The organism is Chryseobacterium sp. ON_d1 (assembly GCF_006829085.1).
In the GTDB taxonomy this organism is placed as follows: domain Bacteria; phylum Bacteroidota; class Bacteroidia; order Flavobacteriales; family Weeksellaceae; genus Chryseobacterium.
The window spans coordinates 1-22,244 of record NZ_BJTC01000020.1; the positions used below are offsets into that span (position 1 = coordinate 1).

At 35.7% G+C, this 22,244-nt stretch carries 21 protein-coding genes; 3 read left to right on the forward strand and 18 right to left on the reverse strand.

Translation table 11 applies throughout. The features are described 5' to 3' along the window. The first annotated feature begins 2 nt into the window (after window positions 1-2). A complete protein-coding gene (locus CRS_RS24880; RefSeq protein ID WP_373995763.1) occupies window positions 3-95 on the forward strand; it encodes an IS3 family transposase in 93 nt (30 codons plus the stop codon). Between the two features lie 47 nt (window positions 96-142). On the opposite strand, the gene CRS_RS23270 is transcribed toward CRS_RS24880, so the two are convergent. Continuing rightward, the gene (locus tag CRS_RS23270; protein ID WP_142726337.1) at window positions 143-748 is read right to left on the reverse strand and encodes a hypothetical protein; all 606 of its coding nucleotides are present in this window, start codon (window positions 746-748) and stop codon (window positions 143-145) included. Between the two features lie 200 nt (window positions 749-948). Between CRS_RS23270 and CRS_RS23275 the strand changes: the two genes are divergently transcribed. Next, a complete protein-coding gene (locus CRS_RS23275; protein ID WP_142726338.1) occupies window positions 949-1,707 on the forward strand; it encodes a type III pantothenate kinase in 759 nt (252 codons plus the stop codon). Window positions 1,708-1,777: 70 nt separating this feature from the next. Continuing rightward, on the forward strand, window positions 1,778-2,305 hold the full coding sequence (locus CRS_RS23280; RefSeq protein WP_142726339.1) for a GNAT family N-acetyltransferase: 528 nt from the start codon (window positions 1,778-1,780) through the stop codon (window positions 2,303-2,305). Window positions 2,306-2,345: 40 nt separating this feature from the next. Here CRS_RS23280 and CRS_RS23285 read toward each other — a convergent pair whose 3' ends face one another. From CRS_RS23285 to CRS_RS23365, 17 genes are all read right to left on the reverse strand, one after another. Further along, complete coding sequence (locus CRS_RS23285) at window positions 2,346-2,777, reverse strand: nucleoside deaminase (RefSeq protein ID WP_142726340.1); 432 nt, start codon at window positions 2,775-2,777, stop codon at window positions 2,346-2,348. After that, window positions 2,777-3,394, reverse strand: coding sequence for an energy transducer TonB (locus CRS_RS23290; RefSeq protein WP_228451333.1), 618 nt, complete (start codon window positions 3,392-3,394; stop codon window positions 2,777-2,779). Before CRS_RS23290 ends, CRS_RS23285 begins: the two co-directional genes overlap by 1 nt. Before the next feature lie 52 nt (window positions 3,395-3,446). Next, a complete protein-coding gene (locus CRS_RS23295) occupies window positions 3,447-4,367 on the reverse strand; it encodes a YafY family protein (RefSeq protein ID WP_142726341.1) in 921 nt (306 codons plus the stop codon). 124 nt (window positions 4,368-4,491) lie between these two features. Further along, complete coding sequence (locus tag CRS_RS23300) at window positions 4,492-6,840, reverse strand: M14 family metallopeptidase (RefSeq protein ID WP_142726342.1); 2,349 nt, start codon at window positions 6,838-6,840, stop codon at window positions 4,492-4,494. Window positions 6,841-7,277: 437 nt separating this feature from the next. Beyond that, window positions 7,278-7,655: a hypothetical protein gene (locus CRS_RS23305; RefSeq protein WP_142726343.1), complete on the reverse strand. Its 378-nt coding sequence runs from the start codon at window positions 7,653-7,655 to the stop codon at window positions 7,278-7,280. A gap of 293 nt (window positions 7,656-7,948) precedes the next feature. Continuing rightward, a complete protein-coding gene (locus tag CRS_RS23310; protein ID WP_131437137.1) occupies window positions 7,949-8,287 on the reverse strand; it encodes a YrhB domain-containing protein in 339 nt (112 codons plus the stop codon). Window positions 8,288-8,526: 239 nt separating this feature from the next. Further along, a complete protein-coding gene (locus CRS_RS23315; protein WP_142726344.1) occupies window positions 8,527-8,913 on the reverse strand; it encodes a hypothetical protein in 387 nt (128 codons plus the stop codon). Between the two features lie 306 nt (window positions 8,914-9,219). After that, on the reverse strand, window positions 9,220-9,558 hold the full coding sequence (locus CRS_RS23320) for a hypothetical protein (protein ID WP_142726345.1): 339 nt from the start codon (window positions 9,556-9,558) through the stop codon (window positions 9,220-9,222). 12 nt (window positions 9,559-9,570) lie between these two features. After that, complete coding sequence (locus tag CRS_RS23325; protein WP_142726346.1) at window positions 9,571-12,246, reverse strand: hypothetical protein; 2,676 nt, start codon at window positions 12,244-12,246, stop codon at window positions 9,571-9,573. Next, window positions 12,239-12,601 (reverse strand): hypothetical protein, encoded by a 363-nt coding sequence (locus CRS_RS23330; protein WP_142726347.1) that lies wholly within the window; start codon window positions 12,599-12,601, stop codon window positions 12,239-12,241. The genes CRS_RS23325 and CRS_RS23330 overlap by 8 nt, the downstream gene beginning before the upstream one ends. Window positions 12,602-12,618: 17 nt before the next feature. Continuing rightward, window positions 12,619-16,773 carry a hypothetical protein gene (locus CRS_RS24610; protein ID WP_185150438.1) on the reverse strand — a complete coding sequence of 1,385 codons (4,155 nt, stop codon included), beginning with the start codon at window positions 16,771-16,773 and terminating at the stop codon, window positions 12,619-12,621. A 6-nt stretch (window positions 16,774-16,779) separates the two neighbouring features. Next, window positions 16,780-18,954, reverse strand: a complete 2,175-nt coding sequence (locus tag CRS_RS23340; RefSeq protein WP_142726348.1) for a hypothetical protein — start codon at window positions 18,952-18,954, stop codon at window positions 16,780-16,782. 11 nt (window positions 18,955-18,965) lie between these two features. Then, window positions 18,966-19,439 (reverse strand): leucine-rich repeat domain-containing protein, encoded by a 474-nt coding sequence (locus CRS_RS23345; protein WP_142726349.1) that lies wholly within the window; start codon window positions 19,437-19,439, stop codon window positions 18,966-18,968. Further along, window positions 19,327-19,716 (reverse strand): hypothetical protein, encoded by a 390-nt coding sequence (locus tag CRS_RS24615; RefSeq protein WP_185150439.1) that lies wholly within the window; start codon window positions 19,714-19,716, stop codon window positions 19,327-19,329. Before CRS_RS24615 ends, CRS_RS23345 begins: the two co-directional genes overlap by 113 nt. Window positions 19,717-19,943: 227 nt before the next feature. Further along, window positions 19,944-20,189, reverse strand: a complete 246-nt coding sequence (locus CRS_RS23355; protein WP_142726350.1) for a hypothetical protein — start codon at window positions 20,187-20,189, stop codon at window positions 19,944-19,946. Window positions 20,190-20,343: 154 nt separating this feature from the next. After that, entirely contained in the window at window positions 20,344-21,381 is a 1,038-nt protein-coding gene (locus CRS_RS23360) for a patatin-like phospholipase family protein (RefSeq protein WP_142726351.1), read from the reverse strand. Between the two features lie 244 nt (window positions 21,382-21,625). After that, complete coding sequence (locus CRS_RS23365) at window positions 21,626-22,126, reverse strand: M15 family metallopeptidase (protein WP_142726352.1); 501 nt, start codon at window positions 22,124-22,126, stop codon at window positions 21,626-21,628. Between the last annotated feature and the right edge of the window lie 118 nt (window positions 22,127-22,244).

Genomic DNA, 22,244 nt, shown 5'->3' on the forward strand with positions numbered 1-22,244 from the left:
ATATCAATTATTACAATAACGACAGGATAAGACTTAATCTAAAAGGAAAGAGTCCGGTACAGTACCGAACTCTTTCATATAATAATATTGTTTAATTTTGTCTAAACTTTTGGGTGCAGTCTATTGAGCTCTGTGGGATTTTTTATTTTATCTCAAATTGCTGTACCATCCAATGCTGTGAATGATTTTTGATAAGATCCTGTTTCAAAGCTTCGTCTTTAGTATTTAAATAAGTATAGACTTTTAAAGGAACAGAATCAGGATATTCCTTCAGTCCGTTGGCAACGGTAATTTTTGCTTCTTCCTTCTTGTGACCGCTATCTAAGGCTTCAGCTTTAAAAATATACACGAGTGCCGGGATTTTTCCGTATAAATTTTTTGTTTCATTTTCCAGAAGATTCATAGTTTCGATCTGAAATTCAGGATTGGGGCTTTTTCCTTCTGATATCGACTGGCTGATATGCTGCTGGTACATCAGAAGAAGATACAGCAGGTGTAGATTTTTAGTGTTGGAATCAGAAATTGTTTTTTGAATTTTATGCATCAGTTCAGGAGTCATCTCGCCATTTTCAGCCTGAAGATTTTTTTGATAAAACTCATCCATCAGATCGTAAACCACTCTGTCATCAGGATCGATCTTTGACTGAGATTTTATTTTCTGGAAAACCTGTGTAATAGGAGGCGTTCCGGACTGTGCAAAAACATGGATACTGAGGCATAATAAAGTGCCGATGATCAGTTTTTTCATGAGATATTCCAATAATATTTATGTTTAAATATACTGATTTGTTTTAAAAATGAAAATAAGAAATGAATAAGGAACGCAATTTAGTTCTATAATGACGGATTTTTTTCTTAAAATGATTAAATTTAGGGCTGCAAAATTAATGGAGATTTTCCCTTTTCTTTTTATCAGGAATGGCAGGGGAACTTCTGAAAAATATGTCAATGAATTCAATCGTAATCAACGTAGGGAACAGCAATATCAGATTTGGTCTTTTCAATGGTGATAATTGTGATATTTCGTGGGTCATCAATACAAAACCTTACAGAACAGCAGACGAGCTTTATGTACAGATGCTGATGCTTTATCAGACCTATAAAATTGAACCCAAAGAAATCGATAAAGTCATTATTGGGTCAGTAGTGCCTCAGCTTACCAAAGTAATGAGTTCAGGAATCAAAAAAATTCATGGAACGACACCTGTTATTGTAGACAGAAATACTCCATCAGCGGTGCAGGCAAAATCCAAGCAGATGGGAACTGATATTTATGCCAATCTGGTCGCTGCTCATAATTTATACCCTGGTCGCAAAAAAATTGTCATTGATTTCGGAACTGCCCTTACGGCAAGCTGTGTGGCGGAAACCGGAGAAACGTTGGGGGTAATTATTGCTCCCGGAATTGTTACATCTCTGAATTCTCTGATCAACCAGACTGCGCAGCTTCCTGATATTGAACTGAAAAAACCAAAATCTGTTCTGGGGTTGGACACCGTAACCTGTATGCAAAGTGGTATGGTGTATGGCTTCCTGGGAATGGTTGAAGGTTTTGTGAACCGCATCAATGAAGAGGTAAATGATGACTGTTTTGTGGTGGCAACCGGAGGTGTTTCCCACGTTTATAAGCCTTTGACAGATAAAATTCATGTGATGGACAGGCTTCATACCCTGAAAGGGCTTTATTTCCTGGGGAAAGATTTATAATTAAAGAGTAAGGTTTGGGTTTGAATCCAGGTAATACCTTAGTCTTCACCTCAACCTTAATTTTAAAATCATGAAAAAGTTTCCGATTATAGAAACTGAAAGACTTATTCTTTCCAAGCTGGAAGAGAAGGATATCCCTTTTATTGTTGAATATCTTCAGCATAGGATTTATTCAGATCTTACTTCCAATATTCCTTATCCTTATACAGAAAGTGATGCCAGATTCTGGCTGAGAATGTCAAAGGATGCTTTTGAAAACAATACCGGCTATACTTTTGGGATTCGTAATAAAGAAGGACATATTATCGGAGCTATCGGGCTTCATGACAGGGAAGATGATAAGGCTGAACTGGGTTATTGGCTCGGAATTCCGTACTGGAATAAGGGATACGTAACGGAAGCCGCAAAAGCCATCGTTGATTTTGGGTTTAATGAACTGGGCTTTCATAAAATTTTTGCAACTCATTTTATCCATAATCCTGCGTCTGGAAGAATTATGGAGAAAATAGGAATGGAGCAGGAAGCTGTTTTAATTCAGGAAATTAAAAAAGACGAAGAATATTTTGATCTGGTGCGATATTCTATTTTTAATAATTGACCCCGAGAAAATTGCTTATATAAATCAAAGCCTTATAAGGTTATCTTTTACTTTTAAAAAAATCTTTAACAATAGAAGAGCATTCCGCCTCCATGACTCCTGTGATAACTTCTGTTTTTGGATGAAGGGTAAGATGTTTATTGATAAATCCTCTCTGTTCATCTCTTGCACCAATGACGACTTTTGAGATCTGGGACCAGGAAAGGGCCCCTGAGCACATGACGCATGGTTCCATGGTTACATACAGTATACAGTCCTTTAAGTATTTTCCTCCAAGGAAATTGGCTGCTGAGGTGATAGCCTGCATTTCTGCATGGGCAGTGACATCATTTAATGTTTCTGTGAGATTGTGCGCTCTTGCGATAATCCGGTTATTGGAAACTATAACACATCCGATGGGGACCTCATCTTTTTCTAAAGCGGCTTCTGCTTCCTGCAGCGCCATTTTCATATAATATTCGTCAGTAAACATTAATCTGTCATTGTTAAGGTTAAAGGAAGCTTAAAACAATAGACTGCTGGATCTCCTTTTATCATTGCCGGGGAAAATTTCTCTGCCAGAGAGTACAAGGCAATTTCCGCCTGTCTGTTGAAGGTGAAATTATCGCCTTGTGCATGAACATTGCTCACCGTGCCATCTTTTTCTACCGTGAAGGCAACATCTGTCTTTATTGTTTTTTCCTCAGAATATACGCCGTCCACATACAGTAGGTTGGCCACTTCCTGTCTCAGGGAATTGAGCCCTCCGGGATAATCGGCAATCTTTTCCACTTCCGGGAACCTTTGGGATAGGCCTAATCTGGGTTTATTGATAGACTGGAGGTCTTCAAGGTTTCTAACTTTTAATAAAGCTCCGATCAATGCGCTGTTTTCAATGCTGTCCATTTTTTTCATGAAAAAAAGAAAATCTCCTTTTATTTCTGCTTTTTTTACGGCATTGGGTTCTGCATCAAATTTTTTTCTGAATTCTTTATTCAGCATATTTCTGTGCTGGTTATAATAGCTCTTTACAAGTCTGAATTCTTCTTTCTGCTGTGCGAGAAATAAAGAAGAAATAAAACAGCTTATGATAATGAATAAAGTTTTCAATAAAGGATATTTATGTAAATATAACAAAAAATATGAAATATATTCCTGATGATCAGCTTTCAAGATAGCGGTTCAGGGATTCCTGAAGATGATTTCGGATGTCATCAACTAAACCTTTCGGTTCTAATACGGTTACTTCTTTTCCATAAGAAAGAATCTCCTGCATAAAGTCATACGTAGGGTGGAGGAAGAACTCAAAATAAATTTCTTCCTGAGTTTCCTTGGTCTCCTTTTGCGATTGATGAAGAGGAAAGCTTCTGATATATTCTCCCTGATGGCGGGTACATTTCAATACAATATTCTGTGGTTTCTGTTCTGTCAGATTCATCACTCCGAATGCGTTTTTGAAATGCTCCCTGAAGTTGTATTTATATTTTTCTCTGAACTGGTTTTTAGTGACATCCAGATAATTGATCCTGTCAAGCCCGAATGACTTTAAAATTTTATCTTTTGTATCAATGGCAATAAGATACCATCGGTCTTTTGATTCTTTTAAAGCCAAAGGGTGCACCTTTCTGGAGGTCATCAGTTTGTTTTTGTAATTGTAGTGCTCAAAAGTTACCACTCGTTTATTGCGGATGGCAAAGAACAGGTCATAAAAATGCTCTACACCGGTTGGTTTACGGCTTTCAAAAAAGATAAAATCTGAAAAATCCGGGTGAAGGTTCAGCGCATTGCTTACCTGAAAGGACTCAAGAAGTTTCTGATTGTATTCATCCACTTCCATAATCGGGCGGCTCTCAATATAATACCGGTTGTCACCCTTCTTTTTGTTATGAATGGAGAGGTTGAAAAGATCTGAAATCTCCCGGATATCCCTTTGCAGAGTACGGATAGAGTAGCTCTTGATTCCTGCATCCTGGAATTCAAAAGAGTTTAAAAGATAGTCCTCCAGCTGGGAATAAGTAGCCGGAGAACTTTCTAATCTTTTAATAATTAAGGCATATCTTGTCAGATAAAAATCTTTTTTCATTTCTCTATTTTTAGGGTGCAGCAGTGCTGCTATTCATGGTAAAGTTTTATAAGACAAATATATGCGGTTCATGCGACAAAACGTGTCGTGTTTTATTTTTTGTGGAAACTTTATGAAGAATTATTTATAATCTGTTGTTATAAAAATCAACAGCAAATTTGCCCATAGAATAAAATGTATTTACATAGGTTTCTATACTTCTTGTAATAACATTGCTGTTAAAGGATGAAGAATCTGTGGGGTTGTAAAAGTCTCCCTGATCGGTTTCCATTGTCATTGCTACTACCTGCTGATTACCCATCCAGGCCTGAGACATCGGAGAGCTGCTATCAATATCGGAAAAAGCAAGCAGATCTTTATCCGCTAAATAACTATATCGTTTTCTTATTTCAGCATCTAATCTGTCACATAATGAATAGATGGCATTCTGAACAGTATTAAATGATGATGCAAACCAGGCAGCACGATAATCAATATTTACTCCTGATCCAAAATTGTGACAGTCAATAAATAATATCGTATCTGTTTTAATCGCATTAAAAGTATCCCTTACCAATTGTGATTCTTTTTCGCTAAATGGTGTAGTCCCTTTATAGGATTGTGAGCCAGCGCCACCGTCTGCATATTCTGCCCAACGATAATCAAAATTTCTGTTAATATCCACGCCGTTATGATTCCATCTTACCGATTCTGTGCCACCTACATTTCCAACATTCAACGCATATGGATTAACCAAAGGAATCAATGTCCAGTCATAGTTAGTGCGTAAAGCATCTATCATCTCATCTTTATTGGGATTTTCAAGCAATAGTTTAAAAAATAAATAGGTTGTGTAAACACTCAACTTTTCGCCTCCATGAGTGCCAGCACATACGAATATGCGAGGTTTTCTGCGCCTTTGTGTTGGCGGCGTTTTTCTGTTCAATGAAATATCAATCCGCAAAATATCATAGGGTGTAGGGCCTTCTGTCTGGCCTATAACTGTTTTAGTGACATTATTTGAGAAGGGTGCTATTACACGATCATACATTGGGTAAAGAACATCTGATGTAAGAGTTAAAGGATTGAAGGCGGGATAAACCGGAGCACTCCAATATTTAATTCCGAAATTGTCGACTGCAAATTTATTCATTTGTCGAGTGTCCTTTTGAGATACTGGAACTCCGTTTACAGAATAATTTTTCAGGCCGGTGACGTAAAAACTAGTAAAGGCACCGCTATACCGGTAAGTAAATAAAACCAAATGGTTTAATAAAGGAGCAGATGTCTGGTTTTGAACAATGATTGTATTGTTTGTTTTATTATACAATACAACACCGGCTGTTATAGCAGAAGGCATATCTATACCCGCAGTTGAAATGGGCAGGCTAATTCTTCCCACAGTTGTGTTTCCCGTGTCAATGATTGCTCCTCCGGAAATGATGATCTTACGGTTAGCTAAATCAAAATTGATGTCGGTATCATTGGTATTTAGGATGGCAACCTGTTCATTGATCGTATAAATAGTAGATGGAAGTGGCTTGCTTTTTTTACTTTCATTTAATAACTGATCATACTTACTGACACTGACATTCTTTAAAATATATGTGAAATCAAGACGGTCCTGCTCGGTAACGATGTCTGTTGGAGTATTCTTTTCAAAAACGAGTCTCACCTGATTAGAGGTCAAATTATCTACTGAAAAGTCATTGGTCGTAACATTCTGGTTGGCAAATATTCCATCCTTATAGAAAACAACACGGGAAATTTTATACCCTGATTTCTGACTAATCAAATATTTACCGGAAACTACAGGAATTAAAGCTGTTCTTATCCCTGTGTCAGAGGTAGAATTGAAACCATTATTTACGGCTATTCTGCCGATTTCTGTAGGGATATTTTCTCCTAAATTAATTTCTAAATCATTGTATTCTGATATGACTTTTATGGAAGCTTTTGCATTTTCTACAATATCATTAAATGTGATTGACTTAGATGAGTAACAATTGATCTTAATTGCACTTAATTCGGGCTGGGTAACTGTTTGTGTTTTGTCAATATGATGCAGGGAAACTTTCCATTTCTTTGCTGTTGCAGGGATGGTTGGCGTAAATGTTTTTGCGTTTATATCCTGTTTTGAAATAAAAACATTCGTATCGGAATAATAGAAAATAGTTTGTAATAACATATCACCCAGAAGTTCAATTTGGTTGGCATAGATGATATCTAAAAAAGAATCCGTTCTTCCTCTTATAGTTGATCCTGTGGGAAACCCGATAGAACCGGAAATTGCCAGCGCTCCAACTTCCAGAATTGGGTTTATATAATCATTGAAACTGCTGTTTTGCTGTATAATTTGGACACTATTTTGAATTTGGTTTATTGGAATCAAATCGTTTTTATGCCAGTAAGATTCCTGCCATTCCCAGAATTCTTCCTGTACTGGAATATCTCCGTTTTCAAAATATTTTTTTAATTCTTCTTTTGTTTTCATAATAAAAATTTGGTGATTTTTGTATTAAATAGTTTAAGATTAAAGAGGCTCAGTTTTTAAAGTTGACTATGTTTCAATCTTTAGATTCTCAGACATAGTTGTGGCTTTGCAGCATTTTGTAAATGCTGAATTCTAAGAGTTTTTAAGATTTTAATGATTATTTGCTGGGTCTTTACTTATGCTTCAAAAGTAATTTAGGAAAACGACAAAACTTGACGTGTTTTATTTTTTTGTTGGAAAGTTTAGTAGGAGGCTTACAGTTTTAGATGTAAGGTTATTTCGTTTATAAAATTGCAAAGAAAAACTTAGTGATTGTTCTATAATTTTTTCTGAAGTTTAGAGAAATGTAAAAGATTGTTCTCCAGCTATGAATAGTAGCTGGAGAACAATACGGTAAGCATTAAATGCTTTATTTATAATTTAGTTTAACAAAGAAATTAAAGAAACTTGTCAATACTATTTTTTTTAATTACTCCTTTTTCTCTCATTTCATAAACGATATCACCTTGAAAATCAAAAAAATAATCTTCTTTAGGATATATGTCATTAGTGATTTTATGAATAATCTCATTGAGCATTGTCTTCCAGTAGTGCGGCTCTGCATCTTTTTGTAAAAGGTCGAAAGATATTTGAGAAGAATTTTTTAAATCAATATCTAAATATTCATCTTGAAATTTTCCTCCTTCATAGCCATGTTGAGTTGAATATAAATTTGAGACCAATAATATATTATTTTTATATTCATTGATAAGTTGAGTAAGTTCTTTTTTTTGTTCTAAATTTTTTCGGAACTTTAAATGATATGTAATTGACATGATTTTATTTTTAAAGTTTTAAATAGTTAATATCTCCTTGCTTGGTTATGTAAATAACTTCTTTTAATCTGTCTATTTCCCAATCGAGAAATTGCTTTTGCAACTTTAGAAGATCTCCATTCCAATTTTAGGTGTTATTTGTAATATTTATCTTTTGTGTAATTGTTTTATAGCCAATATGTGTTTTTCAAAGTGTAATTCCCTTTCAGAATAATAAAAACAGCAGCAAAGCTACTGCTGTTTTCACTCAATAGTTTTTAGTTCTTGTATTTTATATTTGTAAAGTGTCCTGATTATTTATAATCAAAACGATCTTCGTCTGGATACCAATAACGTGTTAAACATAATGATAAAGTATTATTTTCATGAGCTTTTAATTGGTCTTCCAGATTACCTGACGTACCAAAAGTAACCACCCTTCCCGCTTTTTTTTCTACTAAAAATGGTCCATTACCTACTAATGATTTATTAAAATTACCTGTTAAAAGATATTCTTTAGAATCATAAGAGTATACATTACCATAGGGCGTTATAATAACTTTATCTATAACTACTTCAATATTTTCTCCTCCTTCACCTAGTTTTTTTAAAAAACGTTCTGCGATGATGAGCATTTCTTTTTCTGTTAACATATTTTATATTTTTATACGTCCTTACGATTAGTGATGATTTTTCTGGCCTGGTCTTGTGAATATTTTATGGTTGTTGATTTTAAAGTATGATCAATCAAGTAAATAATGTAAATGTTATTGGGTAAAACAGCAATAAAGATACTGCTGTTTTACTCAGGAGTTATACTTCTTTTGTTTTATTATTGTAAAATATAATGATTATTTATAATCAAATCTGTCTTCGTGAGGATACCAGTGTGTTAAAAATTCTTCCTTACAAAATTTTTAAAGTCAAAATTTTGATGTTTAAAATATTTATCTTCATCAACAACAGTGTATTTATTATTTTTATCTTTTATAGCATAAACAAACCTCGGTTTGTCATCTCCTAAAAAAGAGGTCATGTGAAGAGAAACACCACTATCTAAAAAGTATATAAAAAAAGATTTATATTCATTATCATATTTTTCTTTACTATTCACACTAAAATGCCATCCGTCATGTTCATAATATCCATCATTGCCTAATGAATATACTTTTACTTTATCTTTTGTTGCTGAAGCCGTTTGCAAATTATAAGCTTCTTTAAAGACATCATCAACTACTTTTAATCCTATTTGTATGATTTGTTCTTTTGTCGGTTTCATATTTTTAATAATGTATATTTAATTTTTTTAAATCATTTTTTAAATTCCATTCTCCAGCAAGATAGTTATCAAGCTCTATATCAATACTCTTTTACCCCATTCTTTAATGTTGGGATTCCATTCTAAAAATTAATTCCAATTGTGTTCAATAAGATTTTCAATCTTAAAATAACTATCCAATTAAATAGACACTACCTCTTAAATTTTTATAAATCATATGATCAGGTCAATAATAAAACCAGCAGTATCTTTACTGCTGGTTTTACTCAAGAGTTATACTGTTTTGTTTTTTTATAAATCTAATAATTATTTATAATCAAATCTGTCTTCATCAGGATACCAATAAAGGTCTAAACTTGGAGTCATTGTTCCATTTTCATAAGATTTAATATTATCCTCTAAAGTACCAAGAGAACCAAAACTTACGACTCTTCCAGTTTCTTTTTCTACTATAAAAGGACCAGAACCAACTAGAGATGCAGTAGGATCTCCTGTTAATATATGTTTTTTAGAATTGAAAAAATAAATATTACCATATGGTTTGTTTAATGTGGCATTAGGAATAATCATTGGCTCAATATCCTTTGCTACTATTCTTCTTATAAAAAGTTCTGCTATTTCTAGCATTTCTTTGTCTGTTAACATAATTTATTGTTTTTAATCGTTTACTATTATATAACTAAAACCTCCTCCTTCTTTAGAAGTATATCTTTTATTGTATTTACTTCCAATAAATTCAGCAAATTTATCAGTGTTTTTAAAAATAGCATCTTCTCCTGTTTGTCCATCAAATAAGTGCAATTCATTATTCTTTTTTATTCCTACAAAATAATGCCCCTCTATTGATTGTCCTATTTTTATTCCCTTTTTGTTTACATAAGTTTGTATCTTTGTAACACCATATATAACAACTATTTGTCCTTCTTCTAATATCTCTTTCATTCTAGGAAGTGTTGCAGGAATAAAATTACCCTTTTTAAATTTCGTAGCTACATCTGTTATATCTTGCATTGCTGATGCCTCAGCTCTAATTATTTTTCCTGTTTTAAAAAAATCGACTAAAACTTTTGCCGTATTACCACAATTCGTTCTGCTAATTTGAATTATTTCACTTTTTAGTGATATATGGTTGAGTAAAGGCAATATTTCATTAACATTTTCAAAAGGATTTTCAATTGTTTTATTTAAAAACTTTTTCTCTAACTCTTCAAAAGCTTTAACTTCTTTCTCATTTGTAGTTACCACTTTTGAATATCCTCCACTGCCTCCTTCATGTTTCATTTGCTCTAAAGCCTCGTCTATTTCACTAGCTTCATCAGCATTCTTTGCAGATTTTCTGATATCATCCTCATGCTCCAGAATTTCTTTAGCACTTTTTCTCAATCCATTATGAATTGCTACAGAAAGTTCACCGGATAAAGATAATAATTCCAGCCAAAATAAATACTCAGATAATGATTTGCCCCATGAGGCATCTCTTGCTCCGGAAAGTTTCAGTAATGTATTGACTGTACCGCTTGTAATTTCTACTACGGCTGCTGTTGCTGCTACGGCCTTTCTTACATTCGCTACGGCTCTTCCTGCTTTACTTACAAATCTAAGCTTCTCTGCCTTCGCTGCAAATTTTGCCAGATATCTGAATTTTCCAATGTTTCCTACTCCGGAAACGGTAGTTAAAATATCTGCGACATATTCTGCGCTTGTAATAACGTTACTCCAGAACTGTTTGTCACGATTGGCTTTCAACATAAAGGCTGGGACAACAGAATCCAGCTTCATTTCTGTTTCCTGATTTTCAATATCCTTAAGATAGATAGGATAAAAAGGATGATACCAGAACTGATCTATAATAGGAACCTGCGTAGGCACTAGATTATCAGTCTTCAGACCTGGCCTCATTTCAATTTCTGTTTTTCCCGTATCATATAAAGTTTTTATCAGCCTTCCTTTTTGCTGATGGGTATCAAAAGACATACTTACATTACTGAAATAAAAACCGAAAGCTTTTTGAGAAGAATATGGCAGGAATAAAAGCCCATCAGTAGTTGCAAATTCAGGATTTTTTTCTGTATCAGGGTATATAAACCTTGACTTTTTCCATATCTGGCTGATCAGTTTTGCAAATTCCAGAAAATTTTCTCCATTGATCCTGTCATAAATAAATTCAAACTTGGAAATATTTTTGTCTCCGTCCTTTATTGTCTCTAGGAACCAATTCATGAGTTTTACTTCCTGTCCTTCTTTTTGCAGAATAATTTTTATAAGTTTTATAAAAATGTTTTCTTCCGCAAGATCTTTTTTATTTGTAAGGCTATCCCTTCTTACAGCCATTTCCATAAGTTTCCATAGGAAGTCTTCATTAAACATTACAGCTACAGATTCCGGTAAATAAAACAGCGTTTTCATGGCATCATAGTAAGCAAGGGTACTTTTACTTTTAATACTGTCTTCTATTTTATGTATAACCTGGTTCATAAACTGATCTCTGAAAGAATCTCGCTGGGGATTGCTGTTATCTCCTTTTTCTAAGGAGAACCCTTCACTAAACAGGGTTTGATCTAAAAAAGTAAGTATCCCGCCGATACTTGTAAATTTTAATATAATGGAGCATTCGTCATCATATAGGAAGAACTTGGGTCTGTATCCTTTTTCATAATATCTGTATTTTAGTATGAAATTCTTTAGCCCATATTCTATCTGAAGAAAGGGAATCAAAGTCATTCTGCCTTCCTTTTCAGATTTCAGAACCTGAACCTTCTTTTCCGGATTATTCCATAAATATTGTTCATCATCAAACAATATTTTTATAATTTTCCCAAAAGTTGTCACATGATCAGTATAATCGTAAGTATAGGTGTCATTTTCTAAATGTTTCAGATATTTTCCATTGGGGTCATAGTATATATTGTCTGGAAAAATGGTTACAGCCCTTAGACTTTCAGAATAAATGACAACTAGATTTTTAACGGTATCATAAATGTAGGAACTAGTCCCAAATTCTATAGGAAATTCGATAAGCCATTCATCAGGTATGGTTTCAGTAGTTTCTTCTAAAAGATCGAAATATTTTCCGGTGAGGGTTTTTACATAATATTTATTATTTCCTCCTGTTTTAAGCAGATAAATTGCTTCAGCATTATGGCTATTCAGAAGCCCGAAAATTCGTTTGTATTTATTAAAATCTGTTTCAAAAATGTTCTTATTGACATTATAAGCATTACCATCATGTAAAGGTGTTAAAAGAACTTCAGTGGGAGGCAACGCATTTTTTGCACTTTCTTCAGACCTTCGATAGAGCCTTAGAAACTCAATGATTTGTTCAAAATCAGTCATTTTCGTTGGTTTTAGAGTTTACGGATGATAATTCATTTTCCGGAAAAATCATTGTGAGCTTATTGTTGTAATAATGCTTCTGAATTGTTTCTTCATCCAATACGAGAAGATCCAGATAGTAATCTTTATCAAGGAGTGTGTGGGCATTTTTAAGTTTGCATTTAGCCTGTACCAAAACATCCCAGTCTTTTCCTTCCAGCGTATTCCATTCATCAAATGGTATCCTGCCTCTGCTTCCGAAAAGAAATATCTTTTCTACAGCAGTAATATCATCAATCTTGTCCTTTAAGGTTGTGAGGATATAAGGCAGCACTTTATCGTGCTGCCAGATAGCCTCGGGTTTTACCTGGCTCATGGTTTTTTGTTTTTAGATTAAATTAGGAATCTTGATAGAGAGAGCTTTTCAGCATATTCTTGGGCATCAACCAGCTTATCGTCTTTGTCAAAAAGTCGGTTGGATGAACCGGTGAAGAAATCATCAGCAAATTTCAGGAAATTAATTCCATCCGTTGTAAGGGCTAATGTGTCTGACATTTCTGTATAAGGAGGTTTGACAAATTTGAAATTTTTGATTTTGTCTATGTCTACTCGGATCGTAACTCCATTCTCTGTATTGGCAAAAGCTTCAATGCCATCTATTCCTGAAAGTCCGGAAGCTAAAGCTCCATAAACCTTCACTAGAGAATCTGTTTTTGCCCATGTTGCGTCTCTTACAACCTCAATGGTTTGTCCCATGCATTCGTATTTTCTAGGAAACTCGCCTGCCTGGTCTAGGTCTCCAATGGTATTATACGAGGCTGTACTATCTAATTCTTTCAGAGAGAATTGGATCTGTTTTATGCTAGATTTGTTTCCCATTAAAGAATTATCCTTCACAAAGTTACTTTCCGTAATCACCTCTCCCGGTACTTCAAACTCATTAGGATCTTCGGCACTAAATGGTAAAGCATGCGCTACTTTTAAGCCGATGCTTTCAGCCTGAAGAATGTTTAATGGAGTTGGAAGTCTGGTAATCCAGGCTTTTCCTTGTTTTATGCCTTTAGGCTGTTTCATTTCATCTACAATAGATAGATAAAGAGAATCTCCAATGACAGGAACTTCACCTCCATTCCAGATTTTACCCGTTGCCATATAGAACTGAACAGCATCTTCAAATCCCGGGCGTACCGTAGCAACAACTCTTGCCATACCACTTTGCAGGAATGCTCTGAATAACGGATCTACATCTTCAGCCTGGTAAAGGTTAGTCCATTCTGTTTTATTAGCCCAATAGTAAGGATACAGATAATAAGAAAGGTTTTCCCATTCGAAGGCCTGTTCCATAAACTTAAGGAAGGCAGTATATTTATCCAGTGTTGATGACAGATCTGTTTCATAATCTGTAAAGGTGCTTCCGGTAGTTAGCCCTGCCATACCATAACCATGGGTAGAATTGGCTGATCTGTTGATCATATAAGAGATACAGTTTTTACGGAGTACCGTATTCTCGATCTGACGATAGAATCTCGGATTGGATCCTTTAATCTGGATACCGGTAGCTTTTTCTTCCGCTATTTTCTGTTCGTAAATTGCTAAAGCCTTTTCATAGCTGTCAATAATGGCTTTGAATGTTTTCTGAAGCCATGCATTTCTTGCTTCCGGAGTAAGCTCTAAATTCAGTTTCAGAGTACCTTGCATAATTGGGCTTTCTCCTGTAGCAAAACTAAATTCCAGTTTATTTTTGATATTCAAGGTTGTTGTTGTTCCACTTACCTGTGTGCTGTTCGGTGAAGAAATCCAGTAAGTACCTTGTCCTCCAATAGTCATGAAAGCCTGGTGAGCTCCTTTAAAGCTGTGTGGATAAGTTTGGAAAGTATAATCAACAGTTTTTAATAAATAACCTTCCGGAACTTCAACTTCTCCGTTTCCGTTTACAATCTGAACCTTGTCATCATCTTTTCCTCCGAAGTTTCCATCACGCCCACTGAATGATTTACTTATAGCAAAGGATTCTGCAGGTCTCTCATCAATTTCGGCATTGTATTTACTTATCCAATATTTTAACGCAGCTTCGTTACCTAAAGATGAATAGTTTTCTAATGGCAGATAGCTTGCTTTTCTTGGGTCTTCAGGTTTTACAAGATCGCTCTTCGTTGCTGAATTGTCCAATGTCATTCCCAGCGTATGTAATTTAGCAGGTTGAGGAATCATAAATTCGAACATCAGACGCTTGCCATAATTATAGATTTGGTTTTTCATAAGTTTGTCTACCCAACGGAAAACACCCACAACATGCTTATCTCCTTTGGTATTATCAAAACCGTGTTTATTATTCTCTTCAAACTCTTCAATGATCTTTTCAATTCTTTCTTCATGAACTTTTGTGACCACTCTGTCTAATGCTCTTGCTGTAATATCCTGAGCTTGGGTAAGCGCTTGTCTTGTACTTTCTTCTTTGGAAGAATGAGTGGCATATCCACCGGCAATTCCTGTACTTATTGTTGCCCCCATTGCTCCTGTTCCAGTTTTCCAGGTGGCATCAAAATGTGCCTGTACATTGGCATCTCTGGATTCCTGCAACATTTTGGCAATCTCAGTCTGCATTTCAAATCTGGTTGCAGTAGTGGTGTCTGTAAGTTTTTCTCTTTCAGTATCTGAAGATGTAGTAGTGGTGTTTTCGCTTCTTCTTAGTCTTCTTGTTGCTTTTTCACGGTACTCACGGGCCATTACGTTTTCAATATGAGCCACTTCCCCTTCTACATAAGCATGGGTAGTCTGTTCTACTTTAAGATAGTCAGCAATACCGATTTGCTTAAATCCAAATCCGGAAGGGATATAAGAATCATCAGGTTCCTGCACAGGATCTTTAATTTCATTTACGAACTCAAAAGATGAGGTGTAGCAGGACTTCATTGAAATAATTCTTGGGAAGAAAGTCGTTACCTTACCATTGGTAAAGGTGATTTTAACATCCATTGTAAAGTTCTCTGTTTGAGAAATGTATACACCGTCTGTTGTTGCGCTTCCTAATAATTTACTTAAGAAAATCTTATTACCAACACGGCTTTTTTCAAAATAGGTCCCGGAAATAGGTCCTGCATTGGTATAGAAAGTATAGCTCATACTTGCTACATTCCAGGAAGCATCAGGAACATCGATAGATAAGTCCAGACATGTATTTCTTAAAATATGCCTTGGGCATAACTGATAGGTAAAAGGAATCGTTTCTACTCTTGAGACAGGAAGAATGACTCCACCAATGCTTGTATAGCTTTCAGAATTATCCATGATATTATCCAGAATAACTTTATTAGCACTCTCCGTAGCGTTGGAAATAATGTCTTTTAATTCATTGAACGTATTTCTTCCCGCCAGCAAACGATCAATTAGTGATGAGTCATCAATTCTTTCTTTACCCGTCTCTGAAAAATCATATTCTAAAAGGGATAATATTGTATCAATGCTGTCGGGTTTCAATCCACTTAAAAGAGTTCTCGCGTCAACTTCAGGACGGAAGGAGAATTCAAATTTCGGAAGCTTCGGATAGGGAATTTCTTCTGGTCTGTTACAAGGGTCTTCAGGATCATATGGCAACTCAGGATTTCTGATCTCACAATATTTTCTCCTTGCTTCTTCTACGCGGGCATAATATTCGTCAAGGATGGATTGGTTGGATTCGTTATGTTTTTCTTCACTGGCTTTATATTCTCGTGTATACTCTTTTTTATAACTGTTCTCAATAAGAAACATCTCTTTGGTTAACACTTCATATCTCTTGAGAAGAGCCTGAGCTTCCTGGATATTTTGCTGCTTTTCCATGTAAGAGGACGGTGATGTAACTTCTCCCGATTCTTGTTTCTCCATTTTTGAAGTAATGCCAATAGGGTTGGCATCCGGAGTATCCAGCATCAGTTCTCTGGGAATTACAACTCTTGCGGATAATAGATCTTTGTATTCATTTTCAGCCGGAGCTGAATTTTCAGGGGTAAGGGTATGGGCTGCCAATAAAACCTGCATCAACCCTTCTTTAACATAAAAGTCTTTATGGGTAGCTATCTGATAAATTAAGTTGTTCCATAAATTGATGAGATCGGGAAATGCATAAGAAGAAGATAGTTTTACCTGATTCTTTTTACCATTAAATTGATTATAAGAACAGGTGTTTTTATTTTTTGCAAGCCAAAGTGCGTAATCATACACAATGCCATAGGTTTGTTTCAATGCGTCCATATCAGCAATAAAATTGGCATTTTGGGCAAAAACAGCAGCTCTTTCTTTTAATAATTCCTGCTTGGGCCTTGTTCCTGTGGCTACAGGTACATAAAATGTATTGTCGCTTTTTAAAGAATCCGGAATTGTAATGAATTTTTTGCTTTGTTTATCTTCATCGGGTAATTGCGGACTTCTTAAGCTTACAAATCTGAAAAGTGTTTGTGATGGGTTGTTTGTGTTCATAGTGTTTGTTTGTTTATAATTAATAATTCCTTCTCCTATGAAGGATTTTCCGACGGTAAATGCGGATTTTGCTGATGTATTATTTGCTGGCATTTTTGTTTATTTTTTTGTATACTCAAGAGTTAGAGTAAACGAGTTGATACGGGAATAGTCATAATCAGGGATGTTCAATAGTTCTATGATAGCCACTTCCCTTTCGATGGTGATGTAGGCTTTTGTTCGCCATTGGTTACCTGCAAATGCGGCTTTAAGATCATACCATTCTGTAAACATTTCGTTGGAGATAATAGTTTCAAGATCCGGGAATTCAGCCTTCAAATCAATTTCACCCGTTCTTGGAATCTGATCCAGATACAAGGTCTTTTTGTAAACAGGCTTACCATTGATCCAGTTCCCGCCTGTTAGCTCTTCTTTGGTGCTGTAAGAGTGTTGCTTATCTGCATATTGCTTTTGGATATAATCATTCTTTTCAGCGTTATCTCCAAAATAAGTTTTAGAACTTAATCCTCTGGGATTTGTTGTTTCATGCTCTATAAGCACAGGTTCATCTATATTTGAGCTTGCAAAAATTCCTTTTACACCTCCTCCGGTTGTCTGTCTTAAAGCCGCACCTACATCACTCAGCATTAAACGTGAGCCATGTCCATAAGCGAACACACCATTTTCTTTACTTACAGAGATACTGGAGGCATTTGTTCCATCTAAATTTCCGGAAGACATCATGGCAGATTCAGGAAATAAACCGAAACTATTTTTTACACCGTTAAGTTCATTGGTTCTATAAATGATTCTCTCTTCTGGGTCTTCATCTGTAAATTGGATATTACCTGTCACCAGAGCTCCGGTTCCCGTTCCTGTTAATGGAATGAAATCAGTGAAGTCTGATAAGTTCTTATATCCAAATACATTACCAGCATTAAGAACCGCAACTTTTGTATAGGTGTTGTCAGCCAAAGGTGTTCTTCTTGCAGAAACAACAGCATCAAAATCCAATGTTCTTGCAGTAAAGTCGCCACCAATTAAAGGAGTAACAAAATCATGACGCCTTGCTACCGGATTTGATTCAATAACCAGTTTGTTGAATGTTGAACCTCCTAATGGTGCATTACAGCCGATGACAACGTTGTTATCTCCCCAAACACCCATTGCATGAGTAGTAGACGCAGCATTGTATCCGATAAAAGTATTGGATCCCCATGCGCCTGAAGTTGTAACTTTTCCATGCATCTGACCGGCAAAAGCTCCGACAAATGTATTCTGAACTCCATGTGTGAGCCAGTATCCGGTGCCAATTCCTAGAGTGGTGTTGTACTTGCCGTCAATATTCTTAACACCTGCTTCGTCTCCGACATAAGTACATCCTATGGCAGTTGTGGAGTTTTTGCCTGCCTCAGTTCCAAGCATTAAGTTATAATTTCCAGTGGTTAAAAGTGAACCGCTGTTTACGCCAACAAGTGTATTCCAGTCTCCGGCTGTTAAACTGGCGCCTGAATAACCTCCTATGGCAATATTACTTAGGCCGGTTGTTAAGTTTGGAAGAGTATTATACCCAATTCCAATTCCATATGTACCGGTATGATCCGGATTCATATTTCCAAACCATAATGAATAAGTGGTAGGGTTGAAATTTAATTCTCCTGCTCTGCCTTCATTCGGTTGGAAAATAATAGGTTTAGTTGTTCCGTTACCTCTGTCGATAACATTTTGTAAATTATCATTCCCGCTAAAGGCTGGTTTATCAGAAAGATCATTATAGCTGCCTGTTACAGCCACCTTTTTGACCGTGACTTTTTCCTGTCCTTCCTGGGACAACGTTACACTTCCATCAGAATTGACAGTCGGAATGATACTGAATTCCGAAAGGTTAATCTGAAAGACTGAACCATCATTCTGGATAATCGTAATAATATTTTGAGAGGCATCATATGAGGCATTCTCTATACTGATGTCACGGGTTACCAAGTTGCTTAAATCTACGGATTTACTCTGCTGGACACCATTCTCTCCTGTATAAAATACGGTTAAGACATTTCCGTTCAATTGCGGCGCCTGAATAGATGTCTGAGTCTCAATTTTATCTTTCCAGAGCTGTGCATTTTGCGGACTTAGATTGGATGCCGTTACATCTGCTTTTTGAGTGAGGTCATAGTCTAGTTTATCTGCCGGAATTTTTTCATCCTTGTGCCAGTATGATTCTTGCCACTCCCAGAATTCTTCCTGAACTGGAATATCTCCGTTTTCGAAATATTTTTTTAATTCTTGCTTTGTTTTCATTTGTTTAAAGTTTAGTTGATAAGTTTTCCTCCAACAATTTCCACAGTACTGTCAAAAGAATAAGATGAATAAGTAGTCTCAGGTCCTAATGTTACTTTTGTAAGCCGGTTATCTCTGAATGCATTCATTTCAATATTCATAACACTGTCAGGAATAGTTACTGAGGTAAGTTGATTGTTGATAAAAGCATCGGATTTAATTTCTGTTACTCCATCAGGGATGATAACAAACTGAAGCTTATTAGAGGCAAATGTGCCTAGTTTGATATCCTTTATTCCTTTTGGAAGATGTACTTCTGTTAACTGATTTCCTGCGAATGCCTGAATGCCAATGTTGGTAACACTATCCGGAATATTTAAAGAGATTAATCTGTTACCGAAAAAAGCCCAGCTTTGGATATCCGTTACACGGCCAGGGATTTCCAATGTAGTTAAGCCACTTCCTGAAAATGCGCTTTCCTGAATACTTAGTAAGGTGTCCGGAATTTGTAATTCCTAAGCCTCCGGCAAAGTTTTTTGGAATGCTTAGTGTTCCTGGTTTTATAATTATTTTTCTTTTCATAAAGAACGCCAATGAAGCATTCTTTTCAGTATCCATTTCAGCATAGAGCAGGTTAAATGTGCCGTTTTCTAATCCTGAAACCTTCTGCATATCAATTTTTTCATCCTTGTGCCAGTATGATTCCTGCCACTCCCAGAATTCTTCCTGAACCGGAATATCTCCGTTTTCGAAATATTTTTTTAATTCTTGTTTTGTTTTCATAAAACGTTGTGTGATCTATTAATTAATGGTTATGTACTGCCTTGTAATAGAGCAGGTCTATTTCTATGCTGTATTTAAGACATAGTTCTGGCTGTCCAGCATTTTGTGAATGGTGAATTCAAAAGTGTTGAGAAAGTTTAATGAGACTGCTTTGCGCGTATTTAGAGATTATAAAAGGAATACCGGACAGCGTCAGAACTGAGTATGGTTATTAGTTTTTTTAATATTTAAAATGAATCTTCTCCGAGAATATCATTCTCAAAATCTTCTCTGAAGAAGCTTTCTATATCGTTGAGATAATTTTCGTAATCCATCTCAATATTTTCGATATCGCTCCATTCTATTGTATAGAGGCCCTGATCGAAGGGAAGATCTGGATGATGATCTGGGGTTTCTACTTTTTGTATTGTAAAATGAGGATTATGTTTTGAACATATCTTGGGTTGTTCAGGATAGGTGAATCTCGAATTCAAAGGTTTTTAAGATTTTTTGGATTATTATTTTGTGTCTTTTTTGATACTCCAAAGATATTGGGCCAAAACGACAAAACTTGACGTGTTTAAAAAATGTTTTATTTTTTTCGTATAAGCTTTAAAGATTATATTACGTCTTTATAAGTTAAAAAGCTTATATTTTATTTTTGATGAGTTTTTGAACAATTTGGTTCAATGTTTCCCTGTTATCATCGATATAACTTAATCCGGCCTGGATCAGATTTTCAATATTAGACCTTCTGACGTTGTCCATTGCCGGAGAAGCATTTTTCAGTGAAGGATTCAAGCGGTAATAATTTTTCTGGTTTCTGAGGCCTAAAGTCTGGAACATCTGTCCCAGCTGATAATCTACTGTTTCGGCATTCGCAGACATCAGAATGTCAACGATTGGGTTTACCCATCCAATTTTCCCTGCTTTTTCCAGTTTTTTAAAAGGATAAGGCCTGGCTTCAATTCCGGTTCCGATAGAGATAATGATCATATCATTTACGCTCGGATAATTGGCTTTCTGATGATTTTTCAACACTTCAGCAAAAGGGATTTTCCTTGCCTCTGCATAAGCACAAAGGGCGGGATTATTAGCGAACATTCCGCCATCAATCAGGCTGAAAATCTGCCCGTACATTGATTTGATCTGAACGGGGCTGAAGTAGGTGGGAGCCGCTGAAGTGGCTCTGCAGATATCTTTTACATAAAAGTTATCTGTGCTGAGGTTGGCTTTCCATGAGTTGAAAAGTTTTGCCCTTCTGTTTTCTATGTCATAACTTGTTATTAAACAGGGTTTTATTAATTCTTTTAATTCTAGATTCCCAAAAAAGTCATTTAAATTCCTTTCAAGTGATTCCTGTGGAATTTTTTCATTCAATAATCCGAATGGATTGATCAGCCTTTCCCAAAAGGAAACCTGGAAGATATCGCCGCCCTTTTCCGCATACAATTCCAAACCTTTCTGAATAGAATATTTTGCTTTTCGGGTTTCATCAGGACATAGAATAATAGAAGCAATCAGACCTCCGGTACTGCTGCCAGCCACCAGGTCAAAATAATCCCCAAGCTTAGCGGTGGGTTTATCATAATGCTGTAGCTGTTCTTCTATGTAACGCAGAATAATACAGGTGATGATTCCTCTTATTCCGCCTCCGTCCAAAGAAAGAATGGTTGTCTTTTTCATATTATTTTTTTCATTTTTTAGAAGAAACATTGAGCAGCTTTAGACAAGTAAAACCAATAGATTTCTGAAAAATGTCTATTGGTTTTAGCTTGTTTATGAGGATGCTCTTGGTGTTTTTCTTATAAAGCAAATATAGAAGGAGGAAGCGTCAGAACTTGTCGTATTATAAATAATTTTAATTGGTTTTATTGGTTTAAATTGCGTTAAATCAGGTGGTTGTTCGTTTTGTTTCAATAAATAAGAATTAAAAAATAACATACCCCTGCTTATCTCTGGGCATCTTTAAAAGAGTTCTCCAGCTGGTTTTTACAGCTTCTTTTTTAGAGGGAATATTCTTTTTTTCAAAATGGGGAAGATCTTTAAATGTCTTCCAGTTTCCACCCCAGTCCCAGCCATGACGGGCAAAAATTTTTACACACTCGTACCAGTCTGCAACCTGATCATTATCCCAGTCTTTTACAGTATCCCAGCTTGCTGTTTTTCTGTCAATCATCAGGCAGATATCAACTGCAAGTCCGTAATTGTGAATACTTTGTCCTGCTTTGGCATTGGTCACCTTTTTTCCTGAAGTAATTCTTCCGATCGCATAAAGCTTTTCCTGCTCTTCAAAAGATCTTAACCCCTGAGTGATTCGTACCCGGGCTCTTCCGGTAAGTGCTTCATCACATTCCTGGATAATCTGCTTTACTTCATCTCTTACCAACGGATGAAGTTTCTGAATTCTTTCTAAGGTTACTTTGTCCATATTTCTTATTTTGTTACAGGACAAAAGTATAGCGCAGAAGCGTCGAAACTTGACGTGTTTTATTTGAATTTTATATTAAATTCTACGCTATTCAGTCTCAGGCAAAAACATTTATGCC

What these genes read in the sequence shown, in the direction of transcription:
- CRS_RS24615 (WP_185150439.1), bottom strand. Translation starts at nt 19,716, where the DNA reads ATGAAAACAAAACAAGAATTAAAAAAATATTTCGAAAACGGAGATATT.
- CRS_RS23365 (WP_142726352.1), bottom strand. Translation starts at nt 22,126, where the DNA reads ATGGACAAAGTAACCTTAGAAAGAATTCAGAAACTTCATCCGTTGGTA.
- CRS_RS23330 (WP_142726347.1), bottom strand. Translation starts at nt 12,601, where the DNA reads ATGAGCCAGGTAAAACCCGAGGCTATCTGGCAGCACGATAAAGTGCTG.
- CRS_RS23270 (WP_142726337.1), bottom strand. Translation starts at nt 748, where the DNA reads ATGAAAAAACTGATCATCGGCACTTTATTATGCCTCAGTATCCATGTT.
- CRS_RS23310 (WP_131437137.1), bottom strand. Translation starts at nt 8,287, where the DNA reads ATGTTAACAGAAAAAGAAATGCTCATCATCGCAGAACGTTTTTTAAAA.
- CRS_RS23285 (WP_142726340.1), bottom strand. Translation starts at nt 2,777, where the DNA reads ATGTTTACTGACGAATATTATATGAAAATGGCGCTGCAGGAAGCAGAA.
- CRS_RS24610 (WP_185150438.1), bottom strand. Translation starts at nt 16,773, where the DNA reads ATGCCAGCAAATAATACATCAGCAAAATCCGCATTTACCGTCGGAAAA.
- CRS_RS23340 (WP_142726348.1), bottom strand. Translation starts at nt 18,954, where the DNA reads ATGAAAACAAAGCAAGAATTAAAAAAATATTTCGAAAACGGAGATATT.
- CRS_RS23320 (WP_142726345.1), bottom strand. Translation starts at nt 9,558, where the DNA reads ATGTTAACAGACAAAGAAATGCTAGAAATAGCAGAACTTTTTATAAGA.
- CRS_RS23275 (WP_142726338.1), top strand. Translation starts at nt 949, where the DNA reads ATGAATTCAATCGTAATCAACGTAGGGAACAGCAATATCAGATTTGGT.
- CRS_RS23360 (WP_142726351.1), bottom strand. Translation starts at nt 21,381, where the DNA reads ATGAAAAAGACAACCATTCTTTCTTTGGACGGAGGCGGAATAAGAGGA.
- CRS_RS23280 (WP_142726339.1), top strand. Translation starts at nt 1,778, where the DNA reads ATGAAAAAGTTTCCGATTATAGAAACTGAAAGACTTATTCTTTCCAAG.
- CRS_RS23300 (WP_142726342.1), bottom strand. Translation starts at nt 6,840, where the DNA reads ATGAAAACAAAAGAAGAATTAAAAAAATATTTTGAAAACGGAGATATT.
- CRS_RS23325 (WP_142726346.1), bottom strand. Translation starts at nt 12,246, where the DNA reads ATGACTGATTTTGAACAAATCATTGAGTTTCTAAGGCTCTATCGAAGG.
- CRS_RS23295 (WP_142726341.1), bottom strand. Translation starts at nt 4,367, where the DNA reads ATGAAAAAAGATTTTTATCTGACAAGATATGCCTTAATTATTAAAAGA.
- CRS_RS23315 (WP_142726344.1), bottom strand. Translation starts at nt 8,913, where the DNA reads ATGAAACCGACAAAAGAACAAATCATACAAATAGGATTAAAAGTAGTT.
- CRS_RS23305 (WP_142726343.1), bottom strand. Translation starts at nt 7,655, where the DNA reads ATGTCAATTACATATCATTTAAAGTTCCGAAAAAATTTAGAACAAAAA.